This window comes from Photobacterium sp. DNB23_23_1 (assembly GCF_052873815.1).
Map to the genome: position 1 here is coordinate 1 of NZ_JBNNXT010000002.1, position 15,272 is coordinate 15,272.

The 15,272-nt window shown below is 42.6% G+C and carries 13 protein-coding genes and 3 pseudogenes; 8 read left to right on the forward strand and 8 right to left on the reverse strand.

The window, feature by feature from the left end:
- A pseudogene (locus ACVA53_RS01910) lies at positions 1-296 on the forward strand (LysR family transcriptional regulator); the annotation flags it as partial.
- A 55-nt stretch (positions 297-351) separates the two neighbouring features.
- Here the strand turns inward: ACVA53_RS01910 and ACVA53_RS01915 are convergent.
- A complete protein-coding gene (locus ACVA53_RS01915) occupies positions 352-873 on the reverse strand; it encodes a hypothetical protein (protein WP_255042244.1) in 522 nt (173 codons plus the stop codon).
- A gap of 338 nt (positions 874-1,211) precedes the next feature.
- Positions 1,212-1,763, reverse strand: coding sequence for an SOS response-associated peptidase (locus tag ACVA53_RS01920; RefSeq protein WP_446504455.1), 552 nt, complete (start codon positions 1,761-1,763; stop codon positions 1,212-1,214).
- A 164-nt stretch (positions 1,764-1,927) separates the two neighbouring features.
- Here ACVA53_RS01920 and ACVA53_RS01925 point away from each other — a divergent pair, with 164 nt between their 5' ends.
- From ACVA53_RS01925 to ACVA53_RS01940, 4 genes are all read left to right on the forward strand, one after another.
- Positions 1,928-2,857 (forward strand): IS1595 family transposase, encoded by a 930-nt coding sequence (locus tag ACVA53_RS01925; RefSeq protein ID WP_446504396.1) that lies wholly within the window; start codon positions 1,928-1,930, stop codon positions 2,855-2,857.
- 124 nt (positions 2,858-2,981) lie between these two features.
- A complete protein-coding gene (locus tag ACVA53_RS01930; RefSeq protein ID WP_446504397.1) occupies positions 2,982-3,554 on the forward strand; it encodes a GNAT family N-acetyltransferase in 573 nt (190 codons plus the stop codon).
- A gap of 52 nt (positions 3,555-3,606) precedes the next feature.
- On the forward strand, positions 3,607-4,011 hold the full coding sequence (locus tag ACVA53_RS01935) for a LexA family protein (protein WP_446504398.1): 405 nt from the start codon (positions 3,607-3,609) through the stop codon (positions 4,009-4,011).
- Entirely contained in the window at positions 4,011-5,267 is a 1,257-nt protein-coding gene (locus ACVA53_RS01940) for a Y-family DNA polymerase (RefSeq protein ID WP_446504399.1), read from the forward strand. Before ACVA53_RS01935 ends, ACVA53_RS01940 begins: the two co-directional genes overlap by 1 nt.
- 348 nt (positions 5,268-5,615) lie before the next feature.
- Here the strand turns inward: ACVA53_RS01940 and ACVA53_RS01945 are convergent, their stop codons facing one another.
- Together ACVA53_RS01945 and ACVA53_RS01950 are read right to left on the reverse strand one after the other, a co-directional pair.
- Positions 5,616-7,001: a DEAD/DEAH box helicase gene (locus ACVA53_RS01945; protein ID WP_446504400.1), complete on the reverse strand. Its 1,386-nt coding sequence runs from the start codon at positions 6,999-7,001 to the stop codon at positions 5,616-5,618.
- Entirely contained in the window at positions 7,001-7,549 is a 549-nt protein-coding gene (locus ACVA53_RS01950) for a hypothetical protein (RefSeq protein ID WP_446504401.1), read from the reverse strand. Before ACVA53_RS01950 ends, ACVA53_RS01945 begins: the two co-directional genes overlap by 1 nt.
- Before the next feature lie 101 nt (positions 7,550-7,650).
- Between ACVA53_RS01950 and ACVA53_RS01955 the strand changes: the two genes are divergently transcribed.
- Positions 7,651-7,956, forward strand: coding sequence for a helix-turn-helix domain-containing protein (locus tag ACVA53_RS01955; RefSeq protein ID WP_446504402.1), 306 nt, complete (start codon positions 7,651-7,653; stop codon positions 7,954-7,956).
- A gap of 314 nt (positions 7,957-8,270) precedes the next feature.
- Here ACVA53_RS01955 and ACVA53_RS01960 read toward each other — a convergent pair whose 3' ends face one another.
- Positions 8,271-9,746 carry a sulfatase gene (locus ACVA53_RS01960; RefSeq protein ID WP_446504403.1) on the reverse strand — a complete coding sequence of 492 codons (1,476 nt, stop codon included), beginning with the start codon at positions 9,744-9,746 and terminating at the stop codon, positions 8,271-8,273.
- Positions 9,747-9,861: 115 nt separating this feature from the next.
- A pseudogene (locus ACVA53_RS01965) lies at positions 9,862-10,011 on the reverse strand (IS1595 family transposase); the annotation flags it as partial.
- Between the two features lie 932 nt (positions 10,012-10,943).
- On the opposite strand from ACVA53_RS01965, the gene ACVA53_RS01970 reads away from it, so the two are divergent.
- Together ACVA53_RS01970 and ACVA53_RS01975 are read left to right on the forward strand one after the other, a co-directional pair.
- Positions 10,944-11,783, forward strand: coding sequence for a pirin family protein (locus ACVA53_RS01970; RefSeq protein WP_446504404.1), 840 nt, complete (start codon positions 10,944-10,946; stop codon positions 11,781-11,783).
- 191 nt (positions 11,784-11,974) lie between these two features.
- Positions 11,975-12,637 (forward strand): annotated as a pseudogene (locus tag ACVA53_RS01975) (pirin family protein); the annotation flags it as partial.
- 122 nt (positions 12,638-12,759) lie between these two features.
- Here the strand turns inward: ACVA53_RS01975 and ACVA53_RS01980 are convergent.
- Both ACVA53_RS01980 and lpxL read right to left on the reverse strand, forming a co-directional pair.
- Positions 12,760-14,142 carry an alanine/glycine:cation symporter family protein gene (locus tag ACVA53_RS01980; protein WP_444964451.1) on the reverse strand — a complete coding sequence of 461 codons (1,383 nt, stop codon included), beginning with the start codon at positions 14,140-14,142 and terminating at the stop codon, positions 12,760-12,762.
- 191 nt (positions 14,143-14,333) lie between these two features.
- Positions 14,334-15,263, reverse strand: coding sequence for an LpxL/LpxP family Kdo(2)-lipid IV(A) lauroyl/palmitoleoyl acyltransferase (gene lpxL / locus ACVA53_RS01985; protein ID WP_255043117.1), 930 nt, complete (start codon positions 15,261-15,263; stop codon positions 14,334-14,336).
- Positions 15,264-15,272: the final 9 nt, after the last annotated feature.

Below are 15,272 nucleotides of genomic sequence, written 5' to 3' on the forward strand. Positions count from 1 at the left end.
AATGGGTGTCCGGATTAAAACGGAATGACTGTCCGGATAATGCCGGAATAGGTGTCCGGTTTGCTCCGGCGCATGCAATCTGTATGATGCCAAGAGCAGCCTTTGAAAAGCGTGCCAAAAGAAAAGAGTTAGTAGAGGTATTGCCAGACGTTGAATGCCCAACAGGTAAAGCATTCTTGGTGTGGGCAGACAGAAAACTGATAGCGACCAGAGTGGTTGCATTTAGAGACATGATTTTTGAACGCTTTGGGCAATCAGCTGAGTTTTTGGCTTCGATAAACTCAGAGCGAGATTGATCGTTATGATGAAAAAAAACGCCAGACTAGATGATCAAATCTGGCGTTTGTTTTGTTAGCGATTATTTTTACGAAAATATAGAAATGCATTTAACCAAGCTATCCCCAAAATAATCAGAGTCATTACAGGTGGTTTAGACTGAAGTGGCAATACTTCCGCTGGCACGTTTGGCAACAGGTGAACATACACCGCAACAATCATAATCGCTGTGGTTAATAGCGTTGAGAACTGCATCGCTCTATCTTTTATCGGTGTTGCGAGTGCCTTATTACCAATCATCACCACAAGTAGCAACATACCTGCAAAAATCTCACCTAATTGACCTGCCCAACGAGACAGAGTTGGGAAAGGCAGCTCACTCAGTACAATCTGTTTTGCAAACATCGTCGTAAACGGGTCGAAAAATTTTACGGTTCCCGCCATCACCATAAAAGCACCGAGAAGACCCGTCAGTATTTTTTGGATTTTTGTTCCTATGCTGTCAGTTTTGTCATAGCTACAAACCAAAAAAACACCCGTAACGAGTAGCATTGTGCCGATAAGAGATAGTTCAAGAATAAGTTGTGATGTGCTCATAGCAAACCTTCATTATGTTTTAGTAAGTTGATGGCGCTATTCTACGAAACACTATAGAGTTCAAAAACAGACAGGTTTGATTCTTATTCATTCAAAAATGAAAGATTGAATTGTATTTAGATTTCCTCCTAGACCGTTTTGGGGCAGGTGCTAGTTACGATTATCACAACGCACGCACCTAGCTCAGTTTAACTTCCAGTACTTCTAGACTTATGTTGATGTTGCCAAAAACGAGATAACGAAATTCGATCTGACATAACTGTTAATCATGCAGCTCTAAATTGTCCGAACAACAAAACAACATGGGAACGTATAAATGAAAACTACTTTATGGCAGCCTACATAGACGGAGTGATCCTTAAAGGAGCCTGCTTCTCGCTTATTCTTTCCCCTGTTAACCAATCCATCGCATCATCATGGCTTACCAGGTAAGGCATCCTGTGATGGTATGGCTCACAGACTTCATAAGGTTGCGTGGTTATCGTTACCAATTGAGGGACCTCAGATGGAAACCAGATCCCTCCCATATATATCGGGCGGCCTTCTTGATGGCAAAAATAATACTTCTGCTTTCTAGAACCTCCCTCGTCCCGCCACTCATACCAACCCGCACATGGTACTAAACAACGCCTACTAGCCATTGCTTGTTTAAAAGTCTTCTTTTCAGCGGCAGTTTCTGACTGAGCATTAATTATTATTTTCTTGGCCCAGTCAGGCTGAATCCCCCACTTCGTATCTAGTTGCTGTAGTTTTCCATCAGTATTCACGACAACAGACACAGCTTGTGTTGGCCGTAAGTCCATATTCTCATTAGTACTAAAATCACAACAGAGCTCATTGCTCACCATCTGGCTAAACTTAATACCGCCCACACCAAACCGACCGCACATAGTGTTCACCCCATACTCTGTCAGCACTAAAAAAACTGGATGCCTATTGAATTTTTTCCCGTTCCCGACCAAAATACCACTGTATATGTAAGGCTCTGTTGTACTTCTGTGTTGCTAGGCTATAATTGCTAGCATGATTAAAAGTAGCACTGAGGTCATTTATCATGGAAAACATAGCGTTAGATAAGATTCTACAGGCTATCCCCTCTCTTAGCTACACGGATGCAAAACGGCTTAATACGACAGTAAAAAAGAAACTCGACTCGGATGTAGTTGGTAAAGTGATAGCTGATCGTGAAGAGTGTGTATCTGAGTGTCCTCATTGTAATAGCGTTGAATTTTGCAAGCATGGTGTGACCGCTAAAGGCATCCAACGTTACCGCTGTAAAGGCTGCAAGAGAACGTTCTGCTCATTGACCAAAACACCTCTTTGTCGGATGCGAAAAGAAGATAAGTGGTTGGAGTACGTTTCTCTCATGTGGGAGGGTGTCGCACTTCGCAAGATAGCTAAGATACTGAAAATTAACCTAAGAACAGCTTTCTTTTGGCGACATCGTTTCTTGAAGATGCCTGATAAGAATAAACCAACGAGCTTCACAGGGATCATAGAAGCTGATGAGGCATTCTTGCCAGAAAGCTATAAAGGTAAGCGTAAAATGCCTCGTGAGTCTCGTAAACGTGGTGGTGGCAAAGTCCCTCTAGTCCCAATCCTTATTTCATACCAGCGTGGTGATAAATTTACATACGAAGTCATGAGTAAGAACACTAAGGAAAACCTATCAAATGCCCTAACCCCCCTTCTATCAGAGGGTTGCTGTCTCTGCACTGATGGTAATGTTTCATACAAGAGTATCGTTAAAAGCCTAGAAATCAACCTTGATCACAAGCGAATAATTGCTAGTGATGGTCGAATTATAAATGGCGTGTATCACATCCAACATGTGAACGGATTCATCAGTCTTTGGAAGGAATGGTTAGATCGTTTTCGTGGGGTTGGTACAGCTTACGTTACTCACTATCTCGCATGGTATATATGGATGCAAGATAAAGGTTACGGCCAAGAATCTCAATGGCTTGAAGAGGCGGTTGGTTAAGATATTAATATTAAATGCTTTTTTGATAATGAAAAAGTTTTGAGTTTGACTTGTTTTTTTAAATCCGTGTAATGTAAACGAGCAATAAAAACCAATACATTTTTTTGTTTGATAAGGATTATCAATGACGCAGATTAAGACCCTTGAAACAGATCGCTTGTTCCTTAAACCAATAGAAGAATCGGATATACCTGCATATGAGAGATACTTTATTGATTATGAAGTTATTCGACATTTATCTTCAGCAGTACCGTGGCCTTACCCAAATGATGGTGTGAGAGATTTTATTAAATGTGTGATTATACCGAGCCAAGGTAAGGATAAATGGGTTTGGGGGCTGCATTTAAAAAGAAATCCTGATGAACTTATCGGTGCGATTGATCTATGGCGAGATGGCAAACCTGAAAATAGAGGCTTTTGGCTTGGTCGAAAGTTCTGGGGGCAAGGTATCATGACTGAAGCTGCAACCGTGATAAATGATTATGCTTTCAATGAACTAGGCTTTGAAAAGTTAATATTTTCAAATGCTTTGGGAAATATCAGATCTAGAAAAATCAAAGAGAATACTGGAGCAACTCTTATTGGTGTTGAGCCTGCTTCATTTGTAGATTCTGTTTACTCTGAACATGAGATTTGGGAATTAACCAAATGCGAATGGCTAAAATTCAGTGAGAGTAACTTCTCTACTGCAACGTAGAGAAGAACAACACATAAATACAACAGAGCCATATGTAAACAGTATAGTAGTTATGAAAATCATTCCAATTTGTGCCAGTGCCGGTGTGACAGGCTTTGAAAGTCCTGCGGCAGACTACCTACAACTACCACTGAGTTTAGATGAGCTGTTGGTCGAGCACCCCAGTGCAACCTTTATTGGAAAAGCGCAAGGCCATTCAATGGAAGGCGTCGGGATATATGACGGAGATATTCTTATCGTTGACAGGCACGTTCAAGCTAACAACCATGATGTAATCGTTGCAAACTTAAATGGCGAGTTTGTCTGTAAGCTGCTTGATATCCATCGTCGCAGCTTACTTTCAGCAGCTCCTGGCTACCCAACCCTATATATTTCAGAAAGTGACCAATTCTCCATAGAGGGAGTCGTGATCCGCTCGATACGCTGCCACCGTGCAAGCCGGCTACTGGAGGAATAATGTTTGCCCTTGTAGATGCCAACTCGTTTTATTGTTCAGCTGAGCAAGTTTTTCGTCCAGACTGGCATGGTAAGCCAGTAGTCGTGCTTAGCAATAATGATGGCTGTATTGTGGCGGCAAATCGGCAGGCCCGGGAAGCTGGTGTGCAGAAATTTAAAGCTTATTTTGAAATGAGTGGGTTGTGCGAAGCCAAAGGTGTTATTGCCTGCTCTTCCAACTACGAACTCTACGGTGATCTGTCCGCGAAGATGATGGAAGTAATCGGCAGGTTTGCTCCAGAACAGCATATTTACTCTATCGATGAGTCATTTCTGGTATTCAAACGCTGTGAAAAGTCCATATCTGATCTCGCTTTTCACAGCCAAAAATTACGTCGTGCGGTATGGCGTGAGTGCCGGCTCCCCGTATGTGTCGGTATTTCCTCAACGCTGACTTTAGCTAAAGTAGCCAACCATGCAGCCAAAAAGATTCAAGGGTATCAAGGAGTATGTGTAATCGAGAATCCTCAACAACGCCAACAAATACTTTCACAGCTCAAGACATCAGATGTATGGGGCATTGGCTCTCGTATATCCAAGCGCCTTGAGTTTATGGGGATCAATACTGCCCTGCAGCTGTCACGTCTGAAGCCCGGCTTAGCCAGAAAATCATTTAATGTTGAAGTCGAACGGACAGTTAGAGAGTTAAACGGAGAGCCTTGCAAAGGCTGGGATGAAGTAAGGGCGGATAAAAAACAGATTTTTAGCACACGTAGTGTCGGTGAGCGCATTACTTGCCCAGATAATTTACGCCAGGCACTTAGCAAACATGCAGCCATTGCTGCTGAGAAGTTACGGCGACAGCAGTCACTAGTCAAAGTAATGATGGTCTTTGCTTCTAACTCCCCGTATGACGAGCGCCCTCAAGGCTTTAAACAAGTTTACCGCTTTGCCTACCCCACAGACGATACAACCGTAATCACCAAAGCAGTAACAGCTCAGCTAAGCAGCTTGTTTGTTGAAGGGGTTCGCTATTACAAAATTGGCGTTGGGTTTATCGATCTGGTTAGCGGTAAGCACGCCCAAGGTGATCTCTTTGATGAATCGCCGTCTAACCCTGCTCTTATGGGTGTATTCGACAGCCTAAACAAGAAATACGGCAATGGCTCTGTTTTTTTAGCTGCTCAAGGGATTAACCCTAAATGGTCAATGAAGCGGGAGCTACTGTCACCTCAATACACCACTAAATGGCGGGATTTACCGAAAATTAAGTGCTAGAGACTCCCTCTTTGCGCGTTAATGACCGTAGTTCTAAGCACTTAATATAACGCCTACAAATACATCCCCTTAAACCACAGGAATTGAGCAGATAGTCATACAATCCACATTCCGGACATTGTTTCTTCACTGTAAACTCCCATCGTTTAATCAGCGAAAAGACACTACTCGACTGTAAGATAAAGCACTAGTATAGCCGGCTAATGCTTGGCGGTATATCGAAGAAATGCCGGCAATAGTATTATCCGTCTTAGTTAGGCAATCCAGTGCTACACGGAGCACGTCCACAATCTAAATAGCTCTTTCTAACAAGGGGTTGGACAGAAGCTATAGTTTAACAAACTAGCTTTAGTAACAAAAAGCCTCTATCACCCGTTGACGAAACCTCCCAAGCTTAAGCTCGGCTAAATCGTTAGATTCAACACCTGCGTAACTGTTAGAGGCTTTTTCCCTAGGCAACCACTCACTATTTGACAGTAACTCTTCAGCTAATCCACACGAAAATTGGTGTGATTTATTTTCACGCTCAAAATTTGTTTCGTGTTTATGACCCTCGGTAGAAGGCGGTCTAATGTTAATACAGGTCTCAGGGATATCTTGCTCAATTCGTTCAGCGAAAGAGACAAGGCTTTCTTCAGCAAAGGTATAAAGCCAAGCTTCCTGATTCGCACTCCCATTAACCCTAAGTATCCGACCCAATACCTGACGAAAGTACAATTCTGTTTTAACGGCACTCATATGACAACATACCTGTAACCTCGGGATATCTGTTCCCTCACTAATCATCCCAACACTGACTATCCATTGCGTATTAGCACTCTTAAACTTTTCAATAGTCTGTAACGGTTTGTCATGATGATAGGTTGCTATCACAACGCTCTGACCGTGATTGTCAGCTAAAGCTTTCTTAATCTGTTTCGCATGATTCACGGAGGCCGCTACAACTAATCCTCCTGCATTAGGAATTGATTTCCGTATCTCCGTCAATTTTTTACAGCTCTCAGTGAGCAAATAATCTATCGCTCTTGGACTATGAATGACTGATTGGTAGCTTGCCGTAGAGTCTGATAGTAGAGATTTAATCGATGAAAAAGAGCGTTGACTGCTGCCCTCCTTCACTATCAAATGATCGCTGTCTGCTAACACAATACGAGGGCGACGACACACTGAATCATCAACCGCTTGTTTTAAACTGTATTGGTAATCACAAATTAGTTTTCCTTCAGAGTTAGTGTACTGAGCCATAGCAATCGGCACAGAGTCTGTTCGCCACGGTGTACCAGACAGTGCCAAGGTATACGTTGCCAATTTCTGAATATTTGCCACAATCTGCTGCCCCCAAATATTTGAACGACCATGCTCATCAGCCGCGCAATGATGGATTTCATCGAAGACAACAAACACGCGATATCGCTTAAAGCGTTGCCAAAAATCATCATTTTTAAAGCTCAAAGTCTGGTAAGTATAAACACCTCCAATGGCTCCGAACCCACCACTGAAGTCACTCCTAGTTATCAAGGAAAAGGTATGCTGGATTCCTTCACAAACCGAACGGGATGGAGCGAAGCAAAGGACCAAATCAACCAGATTTTGATCTAACAGACGTTTTGCTAATGTTGCCGCAAAGATTGTTTTTCCGGCCCCTGGTGTTGCCTGACAAAAAAAGTGCGAGCCACCTGAGTTATATTTATTTTCTGCCGCCTTTTCGCAAGCCTGCTGCCAACGTCTTAACATTAGCTCGTAGCCTTGGTATCGATCTTTAACACCTTCTCCAGCGCATTTATTCGGCCTAACAAGGTTGCCGAACGCTCCTTTGCCTCGTTAAGAAAGGGAGTCCATTCACGCGCTTTTTTAGGAAAACGTTCAATCAAAGACCGAAGCTCTTCCACTTCACCAAGCGTAATGGATAGTTCCCCTTCATATTGACTCTTTTCCTTAAACAACTGATCCATTTCCATGGTCTCTTTGGTTGCTGGCTTAAATTCTTTTACCTCTTTTAAATCAGTACCTTTCCTATCGCTTCTCGGCTCAACAGGTAATTGCTTAAAGATATCAGTAACCCAATACTGTTTATTGTGCCCTTCTCCTGTATCCCGCAACCAATTTTTTCCCAGGAATAAAAGAATCTGGCGATAAATCACCTTCCTTGCTTGATTGGTATCTTCAAGACTACTGTCGTAATAAAGTATCGCATCCCGCGCTTCTGTTACTGAAAAGCCATCCAGTTTCTTTTCAATCAATAGGTTATACATAAAGCGATTTATTTTGATCTTCGCAACCATGTGGAACTTCACCAACATAAAAACTTAGGATTGCTAAGTATACAAAAATCCGTAAAACTTAGACAATCTAAGTTATCTATAGGTTGATTAGAAATGTCTAAGTGCAAAACACCAACCCCATCCCAGAGAGGCTCAAAGCTGCGCGTAAAAAAGCCAAAATCACCCAGAAAGATTTAGGGGTGAAAATAGGTATGGAACCAAGCTCAGCTAGCGGACGTATGAACCACTACGAAAAAGGCCGTCATGTACCGGATATCAGTACGCTGAAGCGCATGGCGGAAGAGTTAGATGTACCACTGAACTACTTTTTCTGTGAGGATCAACTCAGTGCAGAACTGGCTTGTTTCATTGAAAAAATGAGTGATGAAGAGAAGGAGCAACTACTTATAGAACTGGCAAAGAAGTAAAACTTGTGAATAATTAGCTAGGATCGTGCAGCCTGTCATCACATGCAGCCTGTCATCAAGCTATCACGCACCTGGACAAAAGTGTTTTAGGAGTTTTGTTGTGGATCAGTTATGGTATCGAAAACCAAATGTTGATTGACCAAACGAGTTGTAGCCTCAAATAGGTTTTTGCTGAATTACTAACTTCTTGAAGTCAAATTATTGATGCTACCCACAGCGATTTGACTGTATGAAATAGCAACCTCAATTAGATCATATTTTCACTTAGATTGGTATCAATCCAGAAGACATGGCTCGATACCAATCGGGCAGATTTATAGTCCTTCAGTTAGGTCTTTTCTAGCTTGCTCTGTTAAGTCTTTAAAGTATGGGTTACCGGTATAAAATGACACCGGTGACCAATCAGCATTGTGCTTTGGCAACTGTGCGATTAATGCATTTTTAACTTGCTTATATTTTGGATTATCAGCAAGATTCATCCATTCATTTTTATCTACAGTATGGTCGTACAATTCTTCAGAATCGTCAGCATATCGAATATAACGATAGCGTTCACTTTTAACTGCATGATTATTCGGGCCAAAAGTCGTGATTGCAACATGAGGCCAATTCGTATCAGGGTTGGAAATTAGAGGGGTAAGATCATTACCATCATTAGAAGGATTAGAAGGTAAACCAGATATACTAAGTAAAGTAGGATAAATATCTAATAAGCTAACTGGCTGATCAATTATTTTTTTACTGGATGATTTAGGCAACTTAATAATTAATGGTGTACGAGTCGCTCTTTCCCACAGTGCCATTTTCGAAAACTTACTCTTTTCACCTAGCTGATAACCATGATCCCCCCATAAAACGATTGCTGTATTATCTGCATACTCACTATTCTCTAATGCATCTAGCACGCTACCAATGCAAGAATCGACAAATGAAATACATGCTAAATAAGCTTGAACAATATTACGCCATTCATCGTTTTCTATAGCCCATTCAGTAGTTGGCATTTGAGTGAATTCTGAAATTTCTTTTGCAATATCAGGTATATCAGCCATGTCATTTGGTAGGTAAGGAGGGAGCTCTAACTCTTCCACGGGATGCAGGTCGAACCATTTTTGTGGAACATGCCAAGGTACATGTGGCCTAATAAAACCTCCAGCTAAAAAGAATGGTCTATCATGCGACATCTGCAACTGATGAATTAGCCATTGTGCGTAATCATAGTCTGGCATTTGTTCATCATGCTCAGGAAATGCCCCCCAATCGGTGCTAGTTCCATTTTTGTGCCATTTCATTCTTTTTTCTGGATAAGGTCCAAAGCCATTGGCCCTTCCTCCGTACTGTTCAAAGCTATTAGTCGCGACTTTTTTATGGAATAGTTTCCCTACTCCAGCCGTATAATAACCATGATTACGGAAATACTCACTTAAAAAGATAGAATCTTCTGCAACATTATTGGCTTTCTTTATATCATCATCTTCTATTTGTCCGTAAATACCTGTAGTTGATGGAGCTAAACCAGTCATTAGACTTGCTCGTGAAGGGCCACATAGAGGTGCAGATGCATGTGCATTGGTAAAAACAGCTGCTTTAGAAGCTAGTTTATCAATATTAGGGGTTTTGGTTTGAGGGTGGCCACCTAATGGGCCAATCCAATCATTAAGGTCGTCAACTGCAAACATAAGAATGTTTGTATGCGTTTTTTTTAACTCATTCAACCAAGCGGTATTAGGTAAAGCGCTGCCAGCAACTAAACCAGCAGCTCCTAACATAAATTTTCTTCGATTAATCATTGCTATCCCTTATTAATATTGTGATCAGACATTATGCTATTTGGGGGACTAACCAAGAAGATCGATTTATGTATATTTTAACAATGATTTTTGCATTTTTTGTAAAACTATCTGATTACCACCGAGCCTCATATTTCTTAAGCAGTCGTTGAGGCATTGGTATTGTTTTAATGCTTGTATAAATTAACTCTTCCGACATCTTTCCAAGATAAAAACGCCGATTAAACTTAAAATAGAACTCTCCAAAATATCTCGGAAGGTGCTTTGTAATGGATCATCGAATTTGGTCTTCTCTTTGGAGGTTGTATTATTAGCCCTTGTAGGGAAAAGTTGGCTAACTTTTATCAGCAAAATACACAGTTGAAACACGCCTTGGAGCACAGTCAATCATAATTAACCTTATGATTTTATTGATTAATATAACAAATCTTGGGACGGATCTGAGCTAGCTAGAGGTTGAACGTTTTCTCTTTGTCTCTCGCCGCACTAAATCAAACCCATGTGCGATTCCGTCCTTAAATTCACTTTCGAGAGACTTATCTGCGCCAGCTAACTTCGCATCAATTAGCCCTATCTCATTCGATAGATCGCAGATTTCTAGGTCTTTTATCGGAAATGATTTTAATTCTGACGAGACAATCTTAAGAAATTCATCAGTGTTCACCGTTGGTCGTGTATCCATAATAATACTCTTATCTAAAAATCCTTCAATCCACTACATTGACTAGAAAAAGTAAGTCAACTCCCAATCCGTAAAATGTGACTGATAATTGCGCTAGCTTGTAAAGGGGCAAAAATAATTCACGAAACAGGTTGTTTCGCAATTGTGCAAGAACCTCTTGCACAATTGAGTCCCAGAGTTTGTCCAACAGGCTATTGGACAATTGGGCAACAGCTTGTTGCCCAAATAAATCTCATGATGGTTTCATGTGTTCTAAACACGTCTTGGGGCAGAAGCATGTTAGAGCAACCTGTCAGCTCTAGTCACATTGATGCAATGAAACTGACAGGCTCTATTCATACTAACGATATAAAACTATACCTATAGATTGATGGCCTTTCATATTTTCAACCACCCTCGGCCTCTCCTACTTGATAGTCATTCAAATTTTTCAAACAAGCTGTTCGTTTTTGCCCCCTGTTTGCATCGCACATTGCTTTCTACACTACAGAAAAGAAAGTAATTTGGAGGCGACTATGGCAATCCGGCGTATCAAACAAGTCATTCAATCACACCCATCATCTGATGGCGATGGGGTAAAAATCCAGCGTGTACATGGATTTAATAACACCAGCTTTTCACCATTTTTAATGATCGATGAATTGAAATCGATTAGCCCTGATGACTACATTGGTGGATTTCCAGATCATCCGCATCGCGGCATAGAAACTCTCACGTATATGCTCAGTGGCCATTTCCAACATAAAGACCATATGGGCAACGTAGGTGAATTACGGGATGGTGGCGCACAATGGATGTCTGCGGGTAAAGGTGTCATCCACAGTGAAATGCCGATGATGACTGACGGTTCGCTACACGGCTTCCAAATCTGGATTAACTTGCCAGCTGCCAAGAAGATGCAGCGAGCCCAGTACACTGACTTTCAGCCTGAGATTATCACTGAAAAGGCAATCGGCCCAAATAACCTAGTTCGTTTAATTTCAGGTGATCTCACTATTCAAGGCGATACAATCAAAGGGCCATTGCAACAAACAGGTGTTCCAACCACAATCGCAGACTGGCAAGCCTCAAAGGGTGCGAAATTTAGCAGTTGTCTAAATCCCGACTTCCAAGCGATGCTCTATGTCTACAAAGGTGCAATTGAAGTGGAAGGGCTAACCGTCAAAACCGGACAGTTGGCATTACTAGACCACGGTGAGGGGCTAGCTATCACAAACACCGAAGACAGCGGTGTGCTGTTACTTTCGGGCATCCCTATCAATGAGCCTGTGGTACATTACGGCCCATTTGTCATGAATAGCATGGAAGAGATTGAGCAAGCCGTACAAGACTACCAGCAAGGTCAATTGGTATGACAGTCAACTATATTTTATAGAGGTCAGGTGAATTAGCATTAACTCCTGATCTCTATAGGCATAGTCAACTCTAATCACTTTATACTAAGTGAACGGTCATATTTGCTCATCGTAGGGCGAAATTTAACGCGGCAGCGTAGAACGTGATCAAGCACTATAATATGAACAATTTTTTTTGTAGCTATTGAAAACACCGCGGTATAGAAACTCTGACGTATATGCTCAATGGCCACTTCCAACATAAAGACCATATGGGCAACGTAGGTGAATTACGGGATGGTGGTGCGCAATGGATGTCTGCAGGTAAAGGTGTCATCCATAGTGAAATGCCGATAATGACTGATGGCACGCTACACGGATTCCAAATCTGGATTAACTTGCCAGCAGCCAAGAAAATGCAGCCAGCGGATTATCATGATTTCCAGTCTGATGTTATCACCCAATACCAGCAAGAGGATGGCAGCCTTATCCGCGTCATTGCCGGTGACTTAACAACCCAGGGAACGACACTTGCCGGTCCATTACAACAAACAGGTGTCCCTGTTACGATTGCTGATTGGCAGACAAGCAAAGCCGCAACCTTTAACAGTTGCCTCACCCCCGACTTCCAAGCCATGATCTACGTCTACCATGGTGAGATTCAAGTGGGTCAGACGAAGGTCAAACAAGGTACCCTAGCGCTGCTTGGAGACGGGGAAAGTTTAGCTATGGCTGCAGAAAATGAAGCTGGGGTGTTGTTGTTATCTGGCCATCCTATTAACGAGCCAGTCGTGCACTATGGACCCTTTGTAATGAACAGCATGGGTGAAATTGAGCAAGCAATTCAGGATTACCAGCAAGGGACATTAGTCTAAGGTTTGGTTTGCGAATGCCCAAAGCCCTATCCGTTTTAACAGCACGTATCTGTTTTAAAACAAATAGCGGCTATCATGATAATCAATGTTAGCCGCCACTTTAAATGACAGTGTTGAATTACCTATTCAAGATCTGATCCCTTCGTGTTTTCTTGTGCTAGTTGGGCAAAATATTCCTTCGTCAACTTGAACACCACAGGACTTAACAGTGATAGGGCTATCAAGTTAGGAATTGCCATCATGGCATTAAGTGTATCTGCAAGTAGCCAGATAAACTCTAACGAACTGGTTGCTCCTATCGGCACTGCAATAACCCACAACACTCGAAAAGGCACGACGGCTTTCACACCAAATAAATATTGGACGCATTTTTCACTATAAAAGCTCCAGCCCAATATTGTTGTAAAGGCAAAGATAGACAGTGCTATGGCAACCACATAGTTACCAATACCAGGTAATGCAGAGGCAAATGCCATCGATGTTAAGGCTGCCCCGGTTTCACCACTGAGCCAACTGCCTGATACGACAATCGCCAAACCAGTAATACTACAAACAACAATGGTATCAATAAATGTACCGAGCATGGCCACTAAGCCTTGAGCGACCGGGTTTTTAGTTTGAGCCGCAGCATGAGCTATTGGGGCACTCCCCAACCCTGCTTCATTTGAGAAAATACCACGGGCCACACCAAACCGGATTGCAGCCCACACAGCAGCCCCGGCAAAGCCTCCTTGCGCGGCAACTGGCGTAAAGGCACTACTAATAATCAAACCGAAAGCCGCCGGGATGTCGGAAATGTTTATGATCAGAACAACCAAGCCAGAGGCAATGTAAAACCCAGCCATTAATGGAACCAATTTACCAGCAACATCCGCGATACGTTTGATCCCCCCCATCAGTACGAGCCCGACTAAAATCATCATGATCAAACCTGACATTATAGGAGAGATCCCGAAGCTCGACTCAACCGCGGCAGCAACAGAATTAGACTGAACGGTGTTACCAATACCAAACCCAGCTAATGCACCAAAAATAGCAAATGCCGTACCCAACCATGCCCACTTACTACTCAAGCCGTTTTTGATATAGTACATCGGGCCACCAACATGGTTGCCATTCGCATCCGTTTCACGGTATTTCACTGCACATACCGCTTCGGCAAACTTCGTTGCCATTCCAACAAGCGCAGTACACCACATCCAAAATAAAGCACCCGGGCCCCCTAAAAATATAGCCGTCGCCACACCAGCAATATTACCAGTCCCGATAGTTGCAGACAGAGAAGTCATTAATGCATTAAATGGGCTTATCTCCCCTTTGGCCTCTTCTTCTTTCTCGGGGATCCTTCCTGTCCAGAGTAATTTGAAACCTGCGCCTATTTTCACAATTGGCATTAACTTCAAGCCAAGTGTTAGATAAATACCCACCCCTAGGATAAGTACCAGCATGGGGACTCCCCACACAAAGCCATTTATGGCTGAGACGAAATTCGCTATTGAATCCATCCTTGCGCTCTCTTTTTATATTTACATGTCCAGAAAACATAGGCGTCATTGACTATAAATTCAACATAATAGCGAACAACAATATTCAGAGTCAGACAAATTTAAAACAGCCACTGCAGCGTGAGAGGAATATGAGGGGTATAAAAAAAGCTTCACAGGGAAGCTTTTTTCATCAACTAGTGAAAGGAAATTTAATCATACAAGGATGATTCACCTTCCGGGCGAGTCTTAAAGCGGCGGTGCAGCCACATGTATTGGTCGGGGGCTTCCATGATAGATCGCTCAACAGCTTTGTTGACATAAGCAGCAGCGGCATCAGGATCGTTATGAGGAAACGCATCCAACGGCGGGAAGACCTTTAGGGTATAGCGACCTGAATCAGTATTGCGCACCATTGCAAAAGGCACCACAGCACAATGCGACGCATCGACCAACAAGCTTGTGCCGGTTGTAGTACATGCGTTTTCAACCGCAAACAAAGGGGCAAAAGTCGAACGTCGCTTACCATAATCATGATCAGGGGCATACCACACTCGCTCGCCTTTACGTAATGCACGCAACATGCCTTTAACGTCTTTACGGTCAATCATGTATTTGTTGGAGCGGATACGACCTGTAAACTGAAAATAATCAAAACAAGGGTTTTTATTTGGTCGATAAACACCCACTCCTGGCGTTTTCATACCAAATGCACGAGCACCAAGCTCAAGGTTCAATGAGTGCACGGCAACAAGTAACACCCCTTTGCCTTCAGCTTCAAGTTGATGAATATGCTCCATGCCTTCATAAGTCACATGGCGTTCAACGCGAATATCTGGCCAAAACCAAGCCATACCCGTTTCAAACATCGCCAAACCGGTATTATCAATGTTCTTCTTCATCAACACATCGCGCTCATCTTGCGACATGTCTGGAAAACACAACTCAAGGTTACGTGCAATGATCTTCTTGCGCTTTTTAATAATACGCATAGCCAAACGCCCGAGAGCTTGCCCCATACGAAATTGTATAAAGTACGGTAGCCAACTGATGAGGTACACCACTCCGACCATCAGCAGGGTTAACCAATATCGTGGATGTAAAAGCGACTTTGTAAAAGTAGGCGCTGTAAAATTACTCATAAGCGGTGA